This is a genomic window from Pseudomonas sp. ME-P-057 (assembly GCF_030208975.1).
GTDB lineage: Bacteria > Pseudomonadota > Gammaproteobacteria > Pseudomonadales > Pseudomonadaceae > Aquipseudomonas > Aquipseudomonas lutea.
In genome coordinates, this window is sequence record NZ_JARVSX010000013.1 from 82080 (window position 1) to 100235 (window position 18156).

The following is an 18156-nucleotide window of genomic DNA, read 5'->3' on the forward strand; positions in this document are numbered from 1 at the left end:
TGATGACAAAAGCTCAGTTGCAGGAGCCGGCTTGCTGGCGAACGCGCCGTAGGCCTTCCTCAAAATGCCAGCTTGTACCCGATCGCCAGCAGCATCAGCGCCAGACACGGGCGCAGGACGGCATCGGGTATGCGCCCCGTCAAGTGGCTGCCCATGTAGATGCCGGGCAGCGAGCCCATCAGCAGAAAGCCCAGCATCGACCAATCCATGTTGCCCATGCTGGCATGGCCGATTCCGGCGACTAACGTCAGCGGAACGGCGTGGGCGATCTCGGTGCCGACCAGGCGCCGGGTTTCAAGGAAGGGGTAAAGCAGGAACAACGCCACGGTGCCCAGCGCGCCAGCGCCGATCGAGGTGAGCGCAACCATGGTGCCGAGGATGACGCCGGTTAGAACGGTCAGCGCGTTCAGGCGCCTGTCGCTCATTCGATAGCGATCCCCGGCGTGGCGTTGAGCGAAGGCAAGCAAGCGCTTTTTGAAGAAAATGGCCAGCGCCGTCAGCAGCAGCACCACGCCCAATGCCTGCTTGATGACCAGGTTCATGGCGTCCGGCGCCGTGTGCAGACTGCTCAGATACCACAGCGTCAACCCCGCTGCCGGCACGCTGCCCAGGGTCAGCCAGCCGGTAATACCCCAGTCGATGTTGTCATTCTTTTTGTGAACCAGCACGCCGCCGCTCTTGGTAATCGCGGCGTACAGCAGGTCGGTGCCCACAGCAGTGGCGGGATTGATGCCGAACCACAGAAGAATGGGCGTCATCAGCGAGCCGCCGCCGACCCCCGTCATCCCGACGATGAAACCCACTACCAACCCTGCGACGACGAAACCTGCGTTGCCAAAATCCATTGCTCTGCCTGACTGCACATTCAAAAGCCGGCAGGCAGGATAGCGATTTTGCTCTAAGGACCGGCGGTTTTCTTATATCAGCGCTAGATCGAGACGTTCTATGGTTATAACCGAATGTGACTTTGCGGGGACAGCCTACCGAGTGGCATGCCGACGTGGGCGCGCTTCGACAAATTCACGGCTCGCCTTCCCAGTAATCCAGGGTCGCGTCTGGGCGCTGCACAGCGGCAAAGGCGCGCGCGCCATTGATCGTCACCATCGCCTGGTACTTGCCGGAGTCGGGGTATTCGCACACTTCCGGGGTTTCGCGTGTGCTGATGGACAAGTACTTCAGGGGAGCATCCGAGGTGTTGATCAATTGATGCGGGTACTCGGGGCCGGCCGGAATGAAGATGACGTCGCCGCTGCGCACGGGCAGCATGTGTCCGGCGACGCGCAACGTGCCCTGCCCGTCCAGGATGATGAACATCTCTTCCTGAGCGTAGTGGAAGTGATAAGGGCAGGACCGCTTGCCCGGGGCGACGATGTCGATTGATGCGCCGAGCTTTTGCGCAGCCGTGCCGGTGCCCAGGCGTGCGGCATGGCTCTCGTACAGCGGGGCGCGGCATTCATGCTGCAGCGGTACGTCGTTGAAGTTACGAATCAGGCGCGCGGCCAGTGCCGCAGGGTCGATGCTCATGGCTCACTCCAGCATGGAATTGATATCAATTGACAGGCCCGGCACGAGGGCCCCAGAGCACGCGCCGGGGATCGACCCGGTCAACGGGTCGCCACGATAAACAGCCGCGGGAATGGCAACAGCACGGTGCCGTCGGCGAGCAGCGGATAGGCCTGGCTAATCGCATGCAGATACGTGTCGAGGAAATCCTGCTGCGCGGCCTGATCGAGCCTTTGCAGATAGGGCCGCAGGGCCGAGCCCTTGAACCACTCCACCACCGCTGGATGCCCGCCTGCGAGGGGATGATGATAGGTGGTGCGCCACACGTCGACCTCGGCGCAGTGGGGCCTCAGCAGGTCGAAATAATATGGCGCAGGGTGTCGATCGGGATGCCTTACGTCGCCGATCCTGTCGGCCCACTGCGGGCTCGCGGCAATTTCGCGCGCCAGGCGATGGGCCGGTTCATCAAGGTTGTCCGGCGTTTGCACCGCGAGCGCACCGCCCGGGTTGAGCAGGCTGACCAGCCGCGGATACAGCTGCGCGTGGTCAGGCACCCATTGCAGCGAGGCATTGGCCAGAATCACGTCATAGGTCTGCGCAGGCTTCCAGTCGCCAATGTCGGCCTGGATGAACTCGACCGCCGCCAGTCGCTGCCGCGCCTCGCCGAGCATGTCAGTGGAACTGTCGAGACCCGTGACCCTGGCCTGGGGGAAACGCTCGGCCAGCACCTCGGTGGAGTTGCCCGGGCCACAACCGAGGTCTACAGCGGTCTGGGCTGACTCCCTCGGGATGGCGGCGACGAGGTCGCGTACCGGACGCGTGCGTTGTTGCTCGAACAGGGAGTACTGCTTGGCGGACCAGCTCATCGGGCATTCCTTCTGACATGTGCGAAGTCATGGAGAGTAAAACGCGCAGGCCCGGAGTACAAATGGGTGGCAAACGAGCTGCAAGCTGCAAGCTGCAAGCTGCAAGCTGCAAGCTGCAAGCTGCAAGCTGCAAGCGATAAGCTGCAAGCTGCAAGCAATAAACCGTTGCACGCGTGTGAAAGTTGGCTCGGCTAGAGCATTACGCGGCGTGTCAGATGGCCCCCGCTGATGGGGTAGGACACGTAAAGCCCCGCCTCCACCTGGGCGTTTGAGGCCAGGGCTGTGGAGCGGACTTTGTGTGCAGCGGCCAGCAGGCACCGGGCGTCGAGTTGTCCCTGCGCCACCGCCTGTTCGATCGCGTCAGCAAGGTCGTCCAGCCCCGCCTCTGCCGACACCAGCAACAGATGTGCGCCGGCGTTCAGGGCCGCAATCGCGGCCTGGGCGATGCTGTTGCCGGCCAGTATGGAGACGGCATCGAGGTCGTCGGACACGATCAGCCCTTTGAACCCCAGGCCCTGGCGCAGCAGGCCGATCACCGCCGCCGAAGTACTCGCCGACTGATGCGGGTCCAGGGCCGGGAACACCGCAGGGCCCGGCATGATCGCCCCGACGCCCGCAGCGATCACCTGACGAAACACGTCCAGCCCGTCGTGCAGCGCAGCAGCGTTGTCGGGCACTACAGCTCGCTCCACCGCCGGGTCTTGGGCCAGCGCGTGATGGCCAGGGAAGTGTTTGGCGGTGGCGGTGATGCCGGCGCGTTGCACCCCGCGGATAAACGCGAAGGCGATGCGTGCCACTTCGGCAGGATCGGCCCCGAGCGTGCGATTGTGCAGCCAGGGATTGACCCCGGTCACTACATCCACGATGGGCGCCAGAAACAGGTTGATGCCCATGGCACGGGCCGAGCCAGCCATCTCATAGCTGCGGGCCTCAATGTCAACGGCGCTCATGTGCGTCAGCGCAGCCGGCGTTGGCATGCCCGGTACCAGCCCGTGCAAGCGCTGAATGCCACCCAACTCCTGATCCACGGCGATGAGCACTGGCGCCGCTGCACACAACCTGGCGTCCCTGGCCATGGTTGAGAACTGCACATGGGTTTCAGCACGCCTGCGCTCGAAACTCATGCGCCGCGCCTGATATTCGTCCCGGGTTTCACCCAGCAGCACCGATACCCCGCCAGCATGCAGATGGCGACGGACCGGGTCGTCGAGGGTCAGCCCGGCAATCGCCGGCATCAGGACTGATCGCGCAGCCCGTTGCAGCTCGTCGTGTTTCATGTGCGGCCTACCTCGATACGATGCTGACGAGCGGATGTGCATGATGCTTATGCTCGTTTCCGCTCACTTTATATTGATCGAGCAGCCTGTCAACAAAATCGAGCACAGAGATTGCAAAACGAGCATTCCTTTGAAGACGCCTTGGCCGCAAGGCATTCGGCTGCAACGAGGCTGCGGCTGCCCGAGACGCAGCCGGGAAATTATTCCGAACGTGCGCTTTTCATTTGCGCGGTTGCTGGTCAACATAGCCGCCGATCAACCCAACACGTAAAGTGCCGATCACTGTCCCGTTTTCTAATTCAGGATGAATTGATGCGCCGTTTTCTACCGAGCTTGTTGCTCAGCTGCGCCATGGGCGTGGCTTTGGCGGGTTGCAGTTCAACGCCGAACAACCCGTCGTATGATTTTGATACCGCCAAGACGCCTTCTGACTACGCCAAGTGCATTTACCCCAAGTGGCAGCAGATCAAGCCCGACACGACCATGACCGAGAGCAAGGGCCACTACAAACTGCTCATCTCCGGCAAGATCGCTTCCGATGAGATCCTCGAGGTCTACAAAGGCAATCCCAAGACCCGCGTTTTCCTTTACCAGCGTGCCCCGCTGTCGTCCGCTTTTGGCCGCAACGCATTGGAAAAAGCGGTACGCGATTGCCTGTAATCGGCAACGCATCGAAACTGCGCCCTTTGGTCGCACGGCGCATGGCGTAACCCCCGCCACCACGCGGCGAGGCAAGGTTCACGCTGCAGATTGGTCATCGCCCGTTGAGCAATCGGGCTGAACTTTTGTTTTTCAGACTTCCTCTGAACGTCACAACGCCTGCTACATGGGCGCCGTGTAAACGTCAGAGGAAACCGAAAGCATGAGCAATCAACTGAACGGCAAAAAGGTCCTGATCATCACGTCCAACACCGGCATCGAGCGCGATGAGTTGCTCAAGCCGCTGCAGGCACTGAAGGATCAAGGCGCTGCGGTGACTCACGCCACCATCGAAGGCGGCACTGCGCAGCTGTTTCTGCACGACACCGAAAAAGACGCCACCGTCACCTCCGACAGCAAGCTGAGCGGGCTGTCTGCCGGTGATTTCCACGCGCTGGTGATCCCCGGTGGCACCGTCAACGCTGACACCCTGCGCCAGGACAGCGATGCGCAGCAGCTGGTCAAGGCATTCGCCGATGCCGGCAAGCCGGTCGCGGCAATCTGTCACGGCCCATGGCTGCTGATCGATGCGGGTGTCATCAAGGGCAAGACGCTCACTTCGTACCCAAGTGTGCGCACCGACCTGGTCAACGCCGGCGCAGCCGACTGGGTGGACGCCGAGGTCAAGCAATGCCCGGCCAATGGCTGGACGTTGATCACGTCGCGCACGCCAGATGACATTCCGGCCTTCAATGAGGCGATCACTCAGGCGCTGCTGGCCGGTTGAAGTTCGCTTCAGAGCGCCCCGGCGCTCACCTAAGCAAGACGCATCGACGCCGCTGAACAGCGGCGTCGATGCGTTTGTGCGCCCTCAAAAAAGTCACGTCGGTGAGCTAATAGACGAAGCGGCCCCACCGAAACGAAAATACTTGAAACCAAATTTCCGCCGCTTCGGTCGACATCCACGGACGCCGCGATCAGCGCAGGTGCCGAGACGAGACCTTTTGATGATTGGAATTATTGTCCCCGCGCACAACGAGGAAGATTTTCTGCACGACTGCATCAAGTCCCTGATCGCTGCCTCTGCCCACGAGGGTCTGCACGGCGAGCCCGTGGAAATTCTGATCATGCTCGATGACTGCTCCGACGCTTCAGCGCAGGTAGCGGCCGCGCACCCCGTCGGTACTCGGCTGTGCGCCTACCGCAACGTCGGCATGACCCGGGCCGAAGGCGCGCGCATTCTGCTGGAACGCGGCGCCCGCTGGCTCGCGTTTACCGATGCCGACAGCGTCGTGCCTTACGCCTGGCTGGCGCATCAGGTCAGTCTGCAGGCCGACGCGGTCTGTGGCATCGTAGAGGTCGACGACTGGTCCGGTTACCCCGAACACGTGCGTCAGCGCTACGATTCCCTGTACCAGCCGGTCGATGACCATCGGCACATTCACGGCGCCAACCTGGGTGTAAGCGCCGATGCCTACCAGCGCGCCGGCGGCTTCAAAGCGCTGGCGGCCCACGAAGATGTGCATCTGGTGGCTGATCTGCAACGCATCGGTGCTTCCATCGCGTGGATATCCGCAAACAGCGTCACCACCAGTGCGCGAAAGGACTACCGTTGCAAGGAAGGCTTCGGCGATTATCTGAATACGCTGGCAGCGACGCCGATGCCGGGCTGAGGGTTGCGCCCACTTGCGTCGGTCTGACGGAAGCATCGGCCAGAGTCGTCTGCTCCCGCGCTCCATTCGGGGCACGGTCAGAATGCCGTCTACACCACCCGCCCACTGCTCACGCTTAACAGCCGGAATTCTCGATGCCGCCCATTGACCACTCTGCCCGCCCCGGGGACGACACGCTCGGTGGCGGCATGCCCAGCGCCAGCGTCGCCATGCCAAAGACCGGCAATTGGTTCAAACGGCTGCTGGCGTTCACCGGCCCTGGCTACATGGTTGCCGTGGGCTACATGGACCCGGGCAACTGGGCCACGGACATCGCGGGCGGCTCGAAATTTGGTTACCTGCTGCTGTCGGTGATCCTGCTGTCGAACCTGATGGCCATTGTTCTGCAAGCGTTGTCGGCGCGTCTGGGCATCGTCACCGGTTGGGACCTGGCCCGCGCCTGCCGGGAACGCTACAGCCGGCCCGTGTGCATCGCGTTGTGGGTCGCCTGCGAGATTGCCATTGTGGCCTGCGACCTGGCGGAGGTCATTGGCACCGCCATCGCGCTTAATCTTTTGTTCGGCATCCCGCTGATCTGGGGCGCGGTCATCTCTGCCGTGGATGTTTTTTTGATTTTTCTGCTGATGGGCCGTGGCTTCAGGGCGCTGGAGGCTTTTGTCATTGCGCTGCTGCTGATCATTTTCGGCTGCTTCGCCATTCAGATGGTCCTTGCACAGCCTGACCTGGCCGAGCTGTTTGCTGGTTTCATTCCGAAGGCCGAGGTGGTGACCAACCCCGAGGCGCTGTACCTGGCGATCGGCATCATTGGCGCCACGGTGATGCCGCATAACCTGTATCTGCATTCCTCCATCGTGCAGACCCGCGCCTATCCGCGCACGGAAGAAGGCCGACGCATCGGTCTGCGCTGGGCGGTTACCGACAGCACCATCGCGCTGACCCTGGCGCTGTTCGTCAACGCCGCCATCCTGATCACTGCGGCGACGGTCTTTCACAAGGCCGGCAAGACCGACGTGGTGGAAATCGAACAGGCCTACCACCTGCTGTCGCCGATGCTGGGCATCGGCATGGCATCGATGCTGTTTGGCGTCGCTCTGCTGGCGTCGGGCATCAACTCCACGGTCACCGCCACACTTGCCGGCCAGATCGTCATGGAGGGTTTTTTGCGCCTGCGTCTGCCGGGGTGGATACGTCGCCTGCTGACCCGCGGGCTGGCAATCATTCCGGTGATCGTCGTCACCAGTATTTACGGCGCCCAGGGCACCGCGAAATTACTGGTGCTGAGCCAGGTGATTCTGTCGATGCAGCTGCCGTTCGCCATCGTGCCGCTGGTGCGCTTCGTGTCAGACCGCAAGCTGATGGGCACATTCGTGACCGGACCGGTGCTGACGAGCGTCGCCTGGGGCATTGCGCTGCTGATCATCGTGCTGAATGTGGTGCTGCTGGTGGGGGCGTTTGGCGACTGAAGCCCCGGCTCCTACGGACCCTATCCGCGCCAAAGATTGTATGCCCTACACAAATCCATTAAAGGAGCGCGCTTGCCCGCGAAGGCATTCTGCCTCTGACGAATCAATCGCCTGACACCCACATTCGCGGGCAAGTGCGCTCCTACATCGATCGCGTTGAATGGTGAGCCATTGTCATGCCCACCTGCAGGCGCCGACCTTAGCCGCCCCCAAGGTTGCGCGCCTTGCACAAAATCCATTGCAGGCGCGGGCCTTACGTATGCCAAAGGTTGTACGCCCTACACAAAACCACTGTAGGAGCGCGCTTGCCCGCGAAAGCATTCTGCCCGCGAAAGCATTCTGCCTGCGACGAATCAACCGCCTGACACCCTGCATTCTCGGGCAAGCGCGCTCCTACATCGATCGCGTTGAATGGTGAGCCATTGTCATACCAACCTGCAGGCGCCGACCTCAACCACGCTAAAAGTTGCGCGCCTTGCACGAAATCCATTGCAGGCGCGGGCCTTACGTATGCCAAAGGTTGTACGCCCTACACAAAACCACTGTAGGAGCGCGCTTGCCCGCGAAAGCATTCTGCCTGTGACGAATCAATCGCCTGACACCCTGCATTCGCCGGCAAGCGCGCTCCTACAGTTCGACGTAAGCCGGTCCACTGGCTGGACGAACCTCTATCTACGCAGGGGGCTTAATGCGTCATCCCGTGGTCGTGTTTCATGTCCATCGTGGCCGCCGCGCGGGCCGGAGCACTGACGTTCAGGACTTCGGTCTCGCCCTTGGCGTTCTTGACCGTCAGCGCCAGAGGCACCTGGTCGCCTTCCTTGATCTGCCCGTTCAGGCCCATCAGCATCACATGGTAACCCTCAGGGTCCAGCGCCACGGTCTTGCCTGCGGGCAGAGGCACGGCGTCGACCGGGCCCATGCGCATGACGTCATTGGTCATGCTCATCTCATGGATCTGCACGTCCTTGGCCACCGGCGATGTCACGCTGAGCAACGTGCTGTCGGTGTCGGCGGTGATGCGCATGAACGCGCCGGAGGACGGCTGCCCCGCCACTGTCGCACGCACCCAGGGGTCCTCGACCCGCGTCTGTGCAACCGCGCCCAGGCTGACACCCACCAGCAGCACGACCCCGCACGCACGCGAGGCGAGCGAACGCGAAACAGCATTCAACAAAGCATTCATCAGCAGACTTCCATGACAGTGAGCAAATCTTCCGCGCATTGTTTGGCGGAAAGGGATGGCGACAGCCCCAGGCGCAGATTGCCACGGGAGTCGAAGACGAAACTGGTGGCGGTGTGGGACATGGTGTACGTATTGCCCGCCGGGACCTTCTCGTAGAACACGCCGAATTCTTTGGCGACATGGGCGGTGTCTTCCAGCGAACCGCGCAGCGCCACAAACGTCGGGTCGAACTGTTTGATGTAAGCGTCGAGAATCTGCGGCGTGTCGCGCTCGGGGTCTACGGTGATAAAAATCACCTGCAGCGTCTTGCCGTCCTCGCCCATGAGCTTCTTGATCTGTGCGGCGCGCGCCAGGGCCGTTGGGCACACTGCCGGGCATTGGGTGAAGCCGAAGAAAACCATCGGCATCAGCCCGCGATAACTCGACAGGGTTCTGACCTCACCGTCAGTGTCGGTCAGCTTGAACGTGCGGCCCATGATCTTGTTGCTCAGATCTTTGCCGTATTTGAAATCCAGCGCAGTGGTCGAACCGTCACAACCGGCCAGCAGGCCCAGCCCCAACAGGCCCATGCCGGCGACCACCTGACGGCGGGTCAGAAACTCATTCATCTGGCGATCTCTCGAAAGCAGCGGCCAGCCAATGCCAGGCCTTTTTTCGTCCAGCTTGCCGGTTCGCAGGCGTTCATTGGCAGTCGCACTGGAGCGGCGAGGGACGAAGCGAAAAAAACAGGTGCCCGACAGTGTCGCGCATAAGTGCGCCGATTGCGTAGCGGACGACTGTTACCGACAGCATTCTAACGCCGTGAACGCCTTGACCCGCAGTGCCAACGGACTGCCCGCTGCGACAAAACCGCACACCTGTTCCTGCAGGCCTCACGCGCTGCGTTTTTTTGGCCAGCCCATCCCGCATCAATGCAACGACTGTGACCGCAGAAATGTTTGAACCCCGCTTCGCTTGCGCTGCCGAATGGCTTCAGCAGGCCGCGCAACAGGGCCACAACGCTCACGTCTTGCGCATGAGCGACGGACATTGAGGGCTCAGCATGCACAACGACGCACAAGGACTGGAATCACTGCTGGCTGAGTTCGCCCGGCGTGACAATCCGCACCTGCCGGATGCCGCGTTGCGTGCCGCCATGCAGCGCTGCGTCGACCATGGCCTCGATCAACTTCCCTTGCCGGGCAGCGGCCGCACCTTGCTTCGCTGGCAGCGCCTGGCGGCCGTGGCCGGTATCGACCTGCCGCTGCTCAAGCTTTATGAGGGCCACACCGACGCCCTCGCCATCCTCCATGAACTGGGCTTTAACCCACCGGGCATGCAGTCCGACTTAAACCCGCCGAGCGACCGGAGGGCGGTCGAAGCGCCGTTTGCCAAGCCCGGGGTCTGGGGGGTGTGGGCGGCAGAACCGCCCGACGCCAGGGTCATCGTCAGTCAGCGCAAAGGCGATCAAGTACAGCTAGACGGCCGCAAGGCCTGGTGCTCCGGCGCGCAACTGCTCGATTACGCCTTGCTGACTGCGTGGGCGAACGATGGCACGCCGCACCTGGTGGCTGTCGACCTCAAACAACAGAGCGTCAGCTTTGCCAGTCAGCACTGGCAGGCCGTGGGCATGGCGAGTACCGCCAGCGTCGATGTGCATTTTGACCGGGCAGTCGGCTTTTGCGTCGGCGACAGTGGTGGCTACCTCTCCCGCCCCGGGTTTTGGCAGGGCGGCGGCGGCATCGCTGCGGCCTGGTATGGCGCGGCAGTGGCGCTGGCGAACGTCCTGCGCAGGCATCGACGAGATGGGCGTGCCGAACCCCACGCCGATGCCCATCTGGGCGCCGTTGATGCAGCGCTGGCTGGCGCTGCAGCGTCCTTGCGTGAATGCGCCGGATGGATTGATGCGCACCCGCAACAGGATGCAAGTCTGCCCGTTCAGCGCCTGCGTGCGCAGGTCGAAATGGCCGTCGAGCAGGTGTGTCGGCATGTCGGCCGGGCGCTGGGCGCGACGCCTTTCTGCCGCGATCCGCACTTCGCCCGGCTGGCCGCTGACCTGCCCGTGTTTATCCGACAAAGTCACGCCGAACGGGACCTGGCGCACTTGGGCCAGCGAGTCGCCGCGAGCGCAACCGAGGACTGGTCTCTATGAATGAAGCATCCCCTTTTGGCGTCAGCGGAACCTCCTTGAGCGCCTGGCAAGACAGTGTCGCGCTACGCGGTGTGCGCCCCGTTACCCTCGAAGAACTGGTACCGCCCGGGGCGCGCCTGATTGTGCTTGCGCCACACCCCGACGATGAAGTGCTGACCTGCGGCGGGCTGCTTGCCGCGATGGCCCGACGCCAGGATGATGTGCAGCTGATCGCCGTCACTGATGGCGAGGGCAGCCATCCGGGCTCGCCGCTGTGGCCCGTACAGCGCCTGCAAGCCGAGCGTCCCCGGGAAAGCGTGCACGCGGTGGCACACCTGGGCCTCGACGTCATGCGGTTGTCCTGGCAACGGCTCGGCCTGCGCGACGGGCAGGTCGCCGAGCAGGCCGAGTCACTGATCGCGCTGCTCAGCGAAGACCTGCGCCCTTCGGATGTTCTGGTCACCACCTGGCGCCACGACGGCCACTGTGATCACGAAGCGGTTGGCCACTGCGCTGCCCAGGCGGCCGCCAACAGCGGCGCGACGCTGGTGGAAATCCCGGTCTGGGCATGGCACTGGGCCGAGCCCAACGACCCGCGCATTCCATGGGAGCAAGCGCGTAAATTCTGGCTCAGCGACGAGCAACTGCAACGCAAGCGCAAAGCAGTCGGCGCTCATCTGAGCCAGCTTGAAAGCGACCCCAGCACCGGCGCCCCCCCGGTCCTGAGCCCGGTAACGCTAGAGCGTCTCCTGCAGCCATTCGAACTGGTATTTCTGTGAGCATTTCCGGTGAGTATTTCGACGCTCTGTTCGCCAACAGCGACGATCCCTGGGCGTTTCGCACCCGCTGGTACGAACACCGCAAACGTGACCTGACCCTGGCAATGCTCCCTCGTCAGCGCTACGCGCGAGCTTTCGAACCGGGTTGCGCCAACGGCGAACTGAGCCTGCGCCTGGCAGAGCGCTGTGACGCCTTGCTGTGCATGGACATGAGCGCCCGGGCCGTCACGCTGGCCCGTGCACGGCTGAGCGCACATCCCCACGTCGAGGTGCTGGAGGGCTGCCTGCCGCAGGACTGGCCGGCCGGCGCATTCGACCTGGTGGTCATCAGCGAATGGGCTTACTACCTCACGCCTGAAGCTTTCGCCGAGATCATCGAGCGCGTCCGCGAAAGCCTGACACCGGACGGCACGGTGCTGGCCTGCCATTGGCTGCACCCCATCGAAGGTTGCCCGATGGACGGCCGCGACGTGCATCAAGTGCTGGGGCGACACCTGGCAATGGAGCGCACGATTCGGCACGAGGAGCGCGACTTCCTGCTGGAGGTGTGGAGCAAGGACCCCCGCGGAATCGACCTCGCCGAAGCCGTGCTTTGATTCACACCAGCCGCGGTCCGTTTAGCTTTTGCCCGCCCGCCTCGCCCAGACGATCGTTGGCGAACAGCCGCGCCTGACGGGTCAGGTGGTCGATGTGGCGATCACGCTGCTTCTCTGCATCGGTCATGGCACGCTTGCCGTGCTGCTTGAGCAGGTAGCTGTGGATCTGCCGCACTTCCAGCGAATTGTAAATCGGCGCCACGTCCAGGACGGCCAGCAAGCCTCCGCTCTGCCGCGTCCGGGTGTTCATCAGTACCTGGGGGCCCCGCGCGCCCAACACATTAAAGCCCAACGCTTCGAACACAGGCACTTTGGGGACGAAGCACGCGAGCTCGGCGTGTGGATATCGGTCGGTCATCAGCTTCAGCATGGCCCGCGCGACACCCTGACGGCGGCGCGCCGTCTGAACCGCCATGTACGCCACGGAGCAGGCCCGCTCAACGTCTTGAAGCACCGCAGGCTGCTGATTGGTTGGATGCTCGGTCAGCCGATCCTGTGAGGGGGCATCTTGTGCGGCCGCTTCCGTCACCGGCAGGCAGAGCAGGAAGCCGATGACCACCGAGGGGTCCTCGGCGTCGAGCGCCACGATCAACTCCACTGCGATCCCGCGCGAACCGTCCATTGCCTGCAGGTACTGGTGCACCTCGTGACCGACGCCGTATTGATAGAGCGGGTACAGCGGGTTGCTCGGCGCGATCGCGACCATGCTGATGTCGGTGACATAGTCGATCACCATTTGCATGATTTGGCTTTTGATGAATTCGGGCGGGGTTGTGTCAAGACGGGTGACGGTGAACGTGGGGCTGAGCATGGTGATCCTGAGTCTGTGGCTGGACTGCGCAAGGCGCTTCGCATCGCATCGCGAGGTGCATCATACCCGCCTTGCCCTGGAGTGGGGCCCCTCGCTGCCCGGCGCTGTGTCCCGAATCACCGGCCGCAGATGCACCACGCGCCAGGCCCGGGTGTTGAGCGGTGAAAAGCCTGGTCAAGTTAAAAGCCTGATTTAGTGCGAAGCCCAATGCGCAACTTTGCGCTGAACGTCTGCAGCGCCCGCCAGGCACTTCTCTGCGGACACCGACAACGCGCTGCGGGCAAGCGTCGTCACGGGTTTACCGGGCGGCGAGTAGATCGTGATGTGATGCGCGCCCTTGGTCTCAAACTCGATGCGGGCGCCATCCTCAAGGTGCAGCGCCTCGTCTGAATACTTCCCGTCCAGCGCCTGATAATAAGGCGGCGCGCTGAGACAGGTGCGCAAGCCACCGTCATCAAAAATCTCGACGAAAAAGGTCCCGCCAGCGTGAGGCCCGGCCCACAGACCCGTGAGGTCCTCAGGCGGCGGCGTGGCGCTCACCGAGGCGTAATCCACCAGCGACAACCCGCTGGCCTTCGGGGATGTGCAGCCCGCTGCGCTCGACAAGGCCACCGCCAACAGCAGCATCAGCGCGGCTTCGGCTCGTTTGAATCTCATATCCATAAGAACGTGAACTTCCCGTGTTTCCTAGGGCGGCAGCAGCCAGTGTTTGCAGACCTGTCTGCCGCTTCATGCTGAAACTGACTTTAGTACGCTGCCCTGCCCGTCGCAAACCGCGCTGACGGGATGCACTTTGCGATTCCCGATCTGAATGGTTTTTGCCCGCTATCAGATCGCAAATCCGACCTATGCTTGAAAAAAGCGGGTGGTCAGTGATGCCGAAACATTTCATCTTCCGACGCGGTGGATTGTTGAACCCCAATTACGGCGCACAGTCCATGCACTACACCTAGGGGGGATCATCGATGAACGACTTATCAAAAGCTTCAGGGCTGAGGCGTTTCACATCCATCATTGCAGGCATCTTCGCTCTGTTTCTGTTGGTAGGCGGTATCTGGCTGCTCACGTTGGGCGGCTCTTTTTATTACCTGTTTATAGGCGTTGCGCTGTTGGTATTCGCTGCGCTGTTGTGGCGACGCTCGCCTGCTTCGCTATGGCTGTACGGCGCGCTGATGCTGATCACTGTGGTCTGGGGCCTGTGGGAAGCCAGTACAGATTTCTGGGCGTTGGTGCCGCGCTTCGACATCCTTGGGGTGCTGGGCCTGTGGCTGCTGATTCCGGCGGTGACGCGGGACATTCCGGCGCGCCTGAAGCCCGGCAAGACCTTTCTTTCTGCAACACTGGCCCTGGCAATTGCTGTGCTGGTTTACTCGATCTTCAACGATCCGCAGGAAATCAACGGCAGCATGGCCACCGCGCAACCCGCGCAGCATCAGCCGGTTGAAGGGATCGCCAACGGTGACTGGCCGGCCTATGGCCGTTCGCAGTCAGGAACGCGTTACTCTCCGCTGACCCAGATCAACGAAGGCAACGTCAAAGACCTGCAGGTGGCCTGGACCTTCAACAGCGGCGAATCGAAAACCGCCAACGATTCCGGTGAAACCACCAACGAGCTGACGCCGATCAAGATCGGCGACAACATGTACATCTGCACCACCCACCAGATTCTGGTGGCGCTGGACCCGGCCACGGGCAAAGAGAAGTGGAGATTCGATCCCAAGCTCAAATCCGATCCCTCCTTCCAGCACTTGACCTGCCGTGGCGTTGCCTACTTTGATCAGGCCGACACCGCGCAATTCGCCAAGAGCCTGGAAGGCGCGCAGCCGGCCACCACCAGCTGCCCGCGCAAAGTGTTCCTGCCGGTCAACGATGGGCGTCTGTTCGCGATCAATGCCGACAACGGCACCCCTTGCGCCGACTTCGCCAACAACGGCGAGCTGGACCTGCTGCACTTGCAGCCTTACCCGTATCCGGGTGGCCTCGAACCTACCTCCCCGCCTGTGGTGACCGGCACTACGGTGATCATCGGTGGTTCGGTGACCGACAACCTGTCGGTGCATGAGCCTTCCGGCGCCATCCGCGGTTACGACGTCCACACCGGCAAGTTGAAGTGGATTTTCGACACGGGCGCAGAAGACCCCAATGCCATTCCAGGCGACGGCCAGACACTGGTCAACAACTCGCCTAACGCTTGGGCGCCGCTCGCTTACGACGCTAAAACCGACGTGGTCTACGTACCGACCGGCAATCCGACGCCAGACATCTGGGGTGGCAACCGCACGCCGGTGATGGAGCGCTATGCCAGTTCGATCGTTGCAATGAACGGCTCCACCGGCAAGCTGGTGTGGAGCTTCCAGACCACTCACCACGACCTGTGGGACATGGACGTGCCGGCTCAGCCTACTCTGGCTGACGTCAAGACCGGGACCGGCGAGGCGGTGCCTGCGGTGTATGTGCCGACCAAGGCCGGCAATCTGTTCGTCCTTGACCGTCGCGATGGCAAGCCAATCGTGCCGGTCCACGAGATGCCGGTGCCTGCCGGTGAAGCTGCGCCGGGTGATCGTGTCAGTCCTACTCAGCCGCGCTCGGACCTTAACCTGACGTCGATCCAGACGCTGTCCGACAAGGAAATGTGGGGCGCGACCATGTTCGACCAACTGGTCTGCCGCGTGATTTTCAAGCAGCTGTCCTACAACGGCCAGTACACACCGCCGTCCGAGCAAGGCACGCTGGTGTTCCCGGGCAACCTGGGCGTGTTCGAATGGGGCGGCATTTCGGTAAACGCCGATCGTCAGGTCGCGTTGATGAACCCGATGGCACTGCCGTTCGTGTCCAAGCTGATTCCTCGTGGTCCGAACAATCCCCTCTGGCCTAAAGAAGGCCTGACCGGTACCGGTACCGGCACCGAAATGGGTATCCAGCCGCAATATGGCGTTCCGTACGGCGTGGAAATCAATGCCTTCCTGTCGCCGTTGGGCCTGCCGTGCAAAGAGCCGGCCTGGGGCTACGTTGCCGGCGTCGACATGAAGACCCACGACGTGGTCTGGCGCAAGCGCATCGGCACCATCCGCGACAGCCTGAAAGGGATTCAACTGCCGCCGCTGAAAATCGGTGTGCCCATGCTCGGCGGCCCTATCTCAACTGCGGGCAACCTGATGTTCATCGCCGGTACGCAGGACAACTACCTGCGCGCCTTCAACGTGACAAATGGCGATTTGCTGTGGGAAGCACGCCTGCCAGCAGGTGGTCAGGCCACGCCAATGACCTACGAGAGCAATGGCAAACAGTACATTGTGATCATGGCCGGCGGGCACGGCTCGTTCGGCACGAAGATGGGCGATTCGCTGATCGCCTACGCGCTGCCGTCGAAATGATCGGCGGTTGAGCAACAAAAAGAAGCCCGAGTGATCGGGCTTCTTTTTGTCTGCTGTTTTTGAAGGTCTTGCGTTGGACGGGTCGAGCGCAGCCGGGCCGGCTTAAGGCCGCTAAGGCGTGTACTCATCCGTGTCGACATCTCCGACACGCAGTTCACGCACACCGCTGTCGGACTCAAAGCGGATGACGGCGCCGTGGCCCTGGGTGAGGGTCAGCACATGCTCAATCAGGGTGGCCTGATCCTCTGCCACCCTGATTACCTTGTAGCCATGGGCCTTGAGCAATTTCCATTGCGGCCCGTCTGCTTCGATTCTGAACACGTCCATGGCAGGCATCACCATCGTTGTTCCAGGCGTGCAGTGACATCTGCGCACGCCGATTGCGGCTGTCTCAGGCGCTTTCGATGACGCCCGTCATTGCAGTGAAGTGGGTCTGGCGATTGTGGAGTTTTTCCAGGACCTCTTCCGGCGTGGATTCACGAAACACCACCATGTGCCCGACTTCCTTGCCGCCCTCGGTGACCCGCTCAATGTCGTTGATCATCCAGGTTTTGAGTTCGTCGACGCTGATGCCCAGTTGCTCGGCAACCTGACCATGGAACCGTTCTGCGTCGTATTGGTTGAAGTCGTCGTTGTTCATGGCGTTGGCTTCCTTAAGCGAGTGTAACTGTCAGGCCGCAGCAGGCCGGCACAGTTCACTCCCGGAAGACGCACGGCGTTGCGCATCGCGGCCGGCGCCGGACTATCGCGCCTGACTACTGCGCCTGACTACCGCGCAGGCCGCCGCCCATCCAGGGGCTGTAGTTGAAGAACACGGTGCCCCTGGCAACGCCGGAGGCATCCACCTCAAACCCCGGCATTTGAGCGAGTTCCAGGTGCTTGCACTGTTCAGTCAGCCTCGCCTGCAGCGCATTGTCGTATTTGAACGCGTCCAGCCTGTCGAGGTGACGCTCCAGATTGACGACGCACTCCTGGACCTTGCCTTGCTTGTCCGCCAGGTACTCGAAGGTGACGACACCCATGCTGTCGGGTGGTGACTTCATCAACGTGCGCTCGGCGAAATAGCGTGCCTGTGCGGATTGTTGATATCGGCCCTGCATGGAGAGTCGCTGGCGCTCGTTCATCGAAAGAAAGATCAAGGGCGCAACGACTTTTAAACCGTCCTGGTCAAGCCGTTCCGGAGGCACCGGTGGGAACACGGCGCTCCAACAGGCCGCCTTTGAAAGCTCGGCAAGCCGCGGATTCGCCGAGAACAAGCCGGTGGCGTGGGTGTCGCAACTGACGACCGCATTGCTGCGATCAATCTGCACGACCAGCCGCACTTCTCCGGTCAACCCGTCGCTGTTGGCGTCCATCGCCGCATTACCGATAGCTGACTGGAAGCGCCTGACGAATTGATCGAAGCGCTGCTTTTTGGTGGCTTCGGCGCTGGGCGCGGACTCGGCAGCTGCGGACCCCGCAGAAGGCGAGGCGACCTGGTGTGACTGGCAGCCTGTAACGGCAGCAGCCATGACGGCGCTGATCAGGAGTCGGCTGCAGAAGGACGTGGGGAGAAGACGAGGGAGACGAAACGATGGGCAAGCGGGCAAGAGAAATCATCCTTGAAAGACAAAAAGACGCGTGAAGATACCGCCGCACATCCCGATGCGCTACCCGACAAAGGCAATATGAACACGCGAAGGCCCTGCTTCAGCCGGGAAGGCGTCGGTTGTCACGCTGCGAAATTTATGGTGTTGCCGATGCCCTCTTCCCGGCTGAAGCCGGTCCCACCAACAGCAATGGTGTGCATCCTGTAGGACCGGCTTTAGCCGGGAAGGCATTGAGTGTCACGCTGCGAAATTTTATGGTGCTTCCAAGGGCCTCTTCCCGGCTGAAGCCGGTC

Annotated in this window: 20 protein-coding genes; 9 read left to right on the forward strand and 11 right to left on the reverse strand. The window is 62.1% G+C overall.

Annotated elements, in window-relative coordinates; translation table 11 throughout:
- Window positions 1-59 precede the first annotated feature (59 nt).
- From QRN48_RS06855 to QRN48_RS06870, 4 genes are all read right to left on the reverse strand, one after another.
- Entirely contained in the window at window positions 60-845 is a 786-nt protein-coding gene (locus QRN48_RS06855) for a sulfite exporter TauE/SafE family protein (RefSeq protein WP_037010645.1), read from the reverse strand.
- A gap of 175 nt (window positions 846-1020) precedes the next feature.
- Window positions 1021-1524 (reverse strand): cupin domain-containing protein, encoded by a 504-nt coding sequence (locus QRN48_RS06860; RefSeq protein ID WP_285349629.1) that lies wholly within the window; start codon window positions 1522-1524, stop codon window positions 1021-1023.
- An 80-nt stretch (window positions 1525-1604) separates the two neighbouring features.
- Entirely contained in the window at window positions 1605-2369 is a 765-nt protein-coding gene (gene tam, locus QRN48_RS06865; protein WP_285349630.1) for a trans-aconitate 2-methyltransferase, read from the reverse strand.
- A gap of 191 nt (window positions 2370-2560) precedes the next feature.
- Window positions 2561-3646, reverse strand: a complete 1086-nt coding sequence (locus QRN48_RS06870; protein ID WP_285349631.1) for a glycoside hydrolase family 3 N-terminal domain-containing protein — start codon at window positions 3644-3646, stop codon at window positions 2561-2563.
- Window positions 3647-3686: 40 nt separating this feature from the next.
- Between QRN48_RS06870 and QRN48_RS06875 the strand changes: the two genes are divergently transcribed.
- The 5 genes from QRN48_RS06875 (at window position 3687) to QRN48_RS06895 (ending at window position 7421) form a co-directional block, all read left to right on the forward strand.
- Window positions 3687-3917, forward strand: coding sequence for a hypothetical protein (locus QRN48_RS06875; RefSeq protein ID WP_285349634.1), 231 nt, complete (start codon window positions 3687-3689; stop codon window positions 3915-3917).
- A 41-nt stretch (window positions 3918-3958) separates the two neighbouring features.
- The gene (locus QRN48_RS06880) at window positions 3959-4306 is read left to right on the forward strand and encodes a hypothetical protein (protein ID WP_191943472.1); all 348 of its coding nucleotides are present in this window, start codon (window positions 3959-3961) and stop codon (window positions 4304-4306) included.
- Between the two features lie 202 nt (window positions 4307-4508).
- Window positions 4509-5072 carry a type 1 glutamine amidotransferase domain-containing protein gene (locus QRN48_RS06885; protein WP_191943473.1) on the forward strand — a complete coding sequence of 188 codons (564 nt, stop codon included), beginning with the start codon at window positions 4509-4511 and terminating at the stop codon, window positions 5070-5072.
- A 220-nt stretch (window positions 5073-5292) separates the two neighbouring features.
- The gene (locus QRN48_RS06890; protein ID WP_191943474.1) at window positions 5293-5958 is read left to right on the forward strand and encodes a glycosyltransferase family 2 protein; all 666 of its coding nucleotides are present in this window, start codon (window positions 5293-5295) and stop codon (window positions 5956-5958) included.
- A gap of 188 nt (window positions 5959-6146) precedes the next feature.
- Complete coding sequence (locus tag QRN48_RS06895; protein ID WP_285349650.1) at window positions 6147-7421, forward strand: Nramp family divalent metal transporter; 1275 nt, start codon at window positions 6147-6149, stop codon at window positions 7419-7421.
- Between the two features lie 685 nt (window positions 7422-8106).
- On the opposite strand, the gene QRN48_RS06900 is transcribed toward QRN48_RS06895, so the two are convergent.
- The gene (locus QRN48_RS06900) at window positions 8107-8604 is read right to left on the reverse strand and encodes a copper chaperone PCu(A)C (protein WP_285349637.1); all 498 of its coding nucleotides are present in this window, start codon (window positions 8602-8604) and stop codon (window positions 8107-8109) included.
- Entirely contained in the window at window positions 8604-9212 is a 609-nt protein-coding gene (locus tag QRN48_RS06905; RefSeq protein WP_037010666.1) for an SCO family protein, read from the reverse strand. The genes QRN48_RS06900 and QRN48_RS06905 overlap by 1 nt, the downstream gene beginning before the upstream one ends.
- Before the next feature lie 434 nt (window positions 9213-9646).
- Here QRN48_RS06905 and QRN48_RS06910 point away from each other — a divergent pair, with 434 nt between their 5' ends.
- From QRN48_RS06910 to QRN48_RS06920, 3 genes are read left to right on the forward strand one after another with little or no spacing between them, the layout of a single operon-like run.
- Window positions 9647-10735 carry an acyl-CoA dehydrogenase family protein gene (locus tag QRN48_RS06910; protein WP_285349639.1) on the forward strand — a complete coding sequence of 363 codons (1089 nt, stop codon included), beginning with the start codon at window positions 9647-9649 and terminating at the stop codon, window positions 10733-10735.
- A complete protein-coding gene (locus QRN48_RS06915; protein ID WP_285349640.1) occupies window positions 10732-11493 on the forward strand; it encodes a PIG-L deacetylase family protein in 762 nt (253 codons plus the stop codon). Before QRN48_RS06910 ends, QRN48_RS06915 begins: the two co-directional genes overlap by 4 nt.
- A complete protein-coding gene (locus tag QRN48_RS06920; protein WP_285349641.1) occupies window positions 11490-12089 on the forward strand; it encodes an SAM-dependent methyltransferase in 600 nt (199 codons plus the stop codon). The genes QRN48_RS06915 and QRN48_RS06920 overlap by 4 nt, the downstream gene beginning before the upstream one ends.
- 1 nt (window position 12090) lies before the next feature.
- Here QRN48_RS06920 and QRN48_RS06925 read toward each other — a convergent pair whose 3' ends face one another.
- The gene (locus QRN48_RS06925; RefSeq protein ID WP_285349642.1) at window positions 12091-12900 is read right to left on the reverse strand and encodes a GNAT family N-acetyltransferase; all 810 of its coding nucleotides are present in this window, start codon (window positions 12898-12900) and stop codon (window positions 12091-12093) included.
- 192 nt (window positions 12901-13092) lie between these two features.
- Window positions 13093-13557: a hypothetical protein gene (locus tag QRN48_RS06930; protein WP_285349643.1), complete on the reverse strand. Its 465-nt coding sequence runs from the start codon at window positions 13555-13557 to the stop codon at window positions 13093-13095.
- Window positions 13558-13865: 308 nt separating this feature from the next.
- Here QRN48_RS06930 and QRN48_RS06935 point away from each other — a divergent pair, with 308 nt between their 5' ends.
- Window positions 13866-16274: a glucose/quinate/shikimate family membrane-bound PQQ-dependent dehydrogenase gene (locus QRN48_RS06935; RefSeq protein ID WP_285349644.1), complete on the forward strand. Its 2409-nt coding sequence runs from the start codon at window positions 13866-13868 to the stop codon at window positions 16272-16274.
- Between the two features lie 111 nt (window positions 16275-16385).
- Here the strand turns inward: QRN48_RS06935 and QRN48_RS06940 are convergent, their stop codons facing one another.
- The 3 genes from QRN48_RS06940 to QRN48_RS06950 all read right to left on the reverse strand — a co-directional run bounded on the left by QRN48_RS06940 (window position 16386) and on the right by QRN48_RS06950 (window position 17785).
- Window positions 16386-16601: a hypothetical protein gene (locus QRN48_RS06940; protein WP_285349646.1), complete on the reverse strand. Its 216-nt coding sequence runs from the start codon at window positions 16599-16601 to the stop codon at window positions 16386-16388.
- 64 nt (window positions 16602-16665) lie between these two features.
- Window positions 16666-16914 carry a hypothetical protein gene (locus QRN48_RS06945; protein ID WP_285349648.1) on the reverse strand — a complete coding sequence of 83 codons (249 nt, stop codon included), beginning with the start codon at window positions 16912-16914 and terminating at the stop codon, window positions 16666-16668.
- A gap of 115 nt (window positions 16915-17029) precedes the next feature.
- A complete protein-coding gene (locus QRN48_RS06950; RefSeq protein ID WP_285349649.1) occupies window positions 17030-17785 on the reverse strand; it encodes a hypothetical protein in 756 nt (251 codons plus the stop codon).
- Window positions 17786-18156 lie beyond the last annotated feature (371 nt).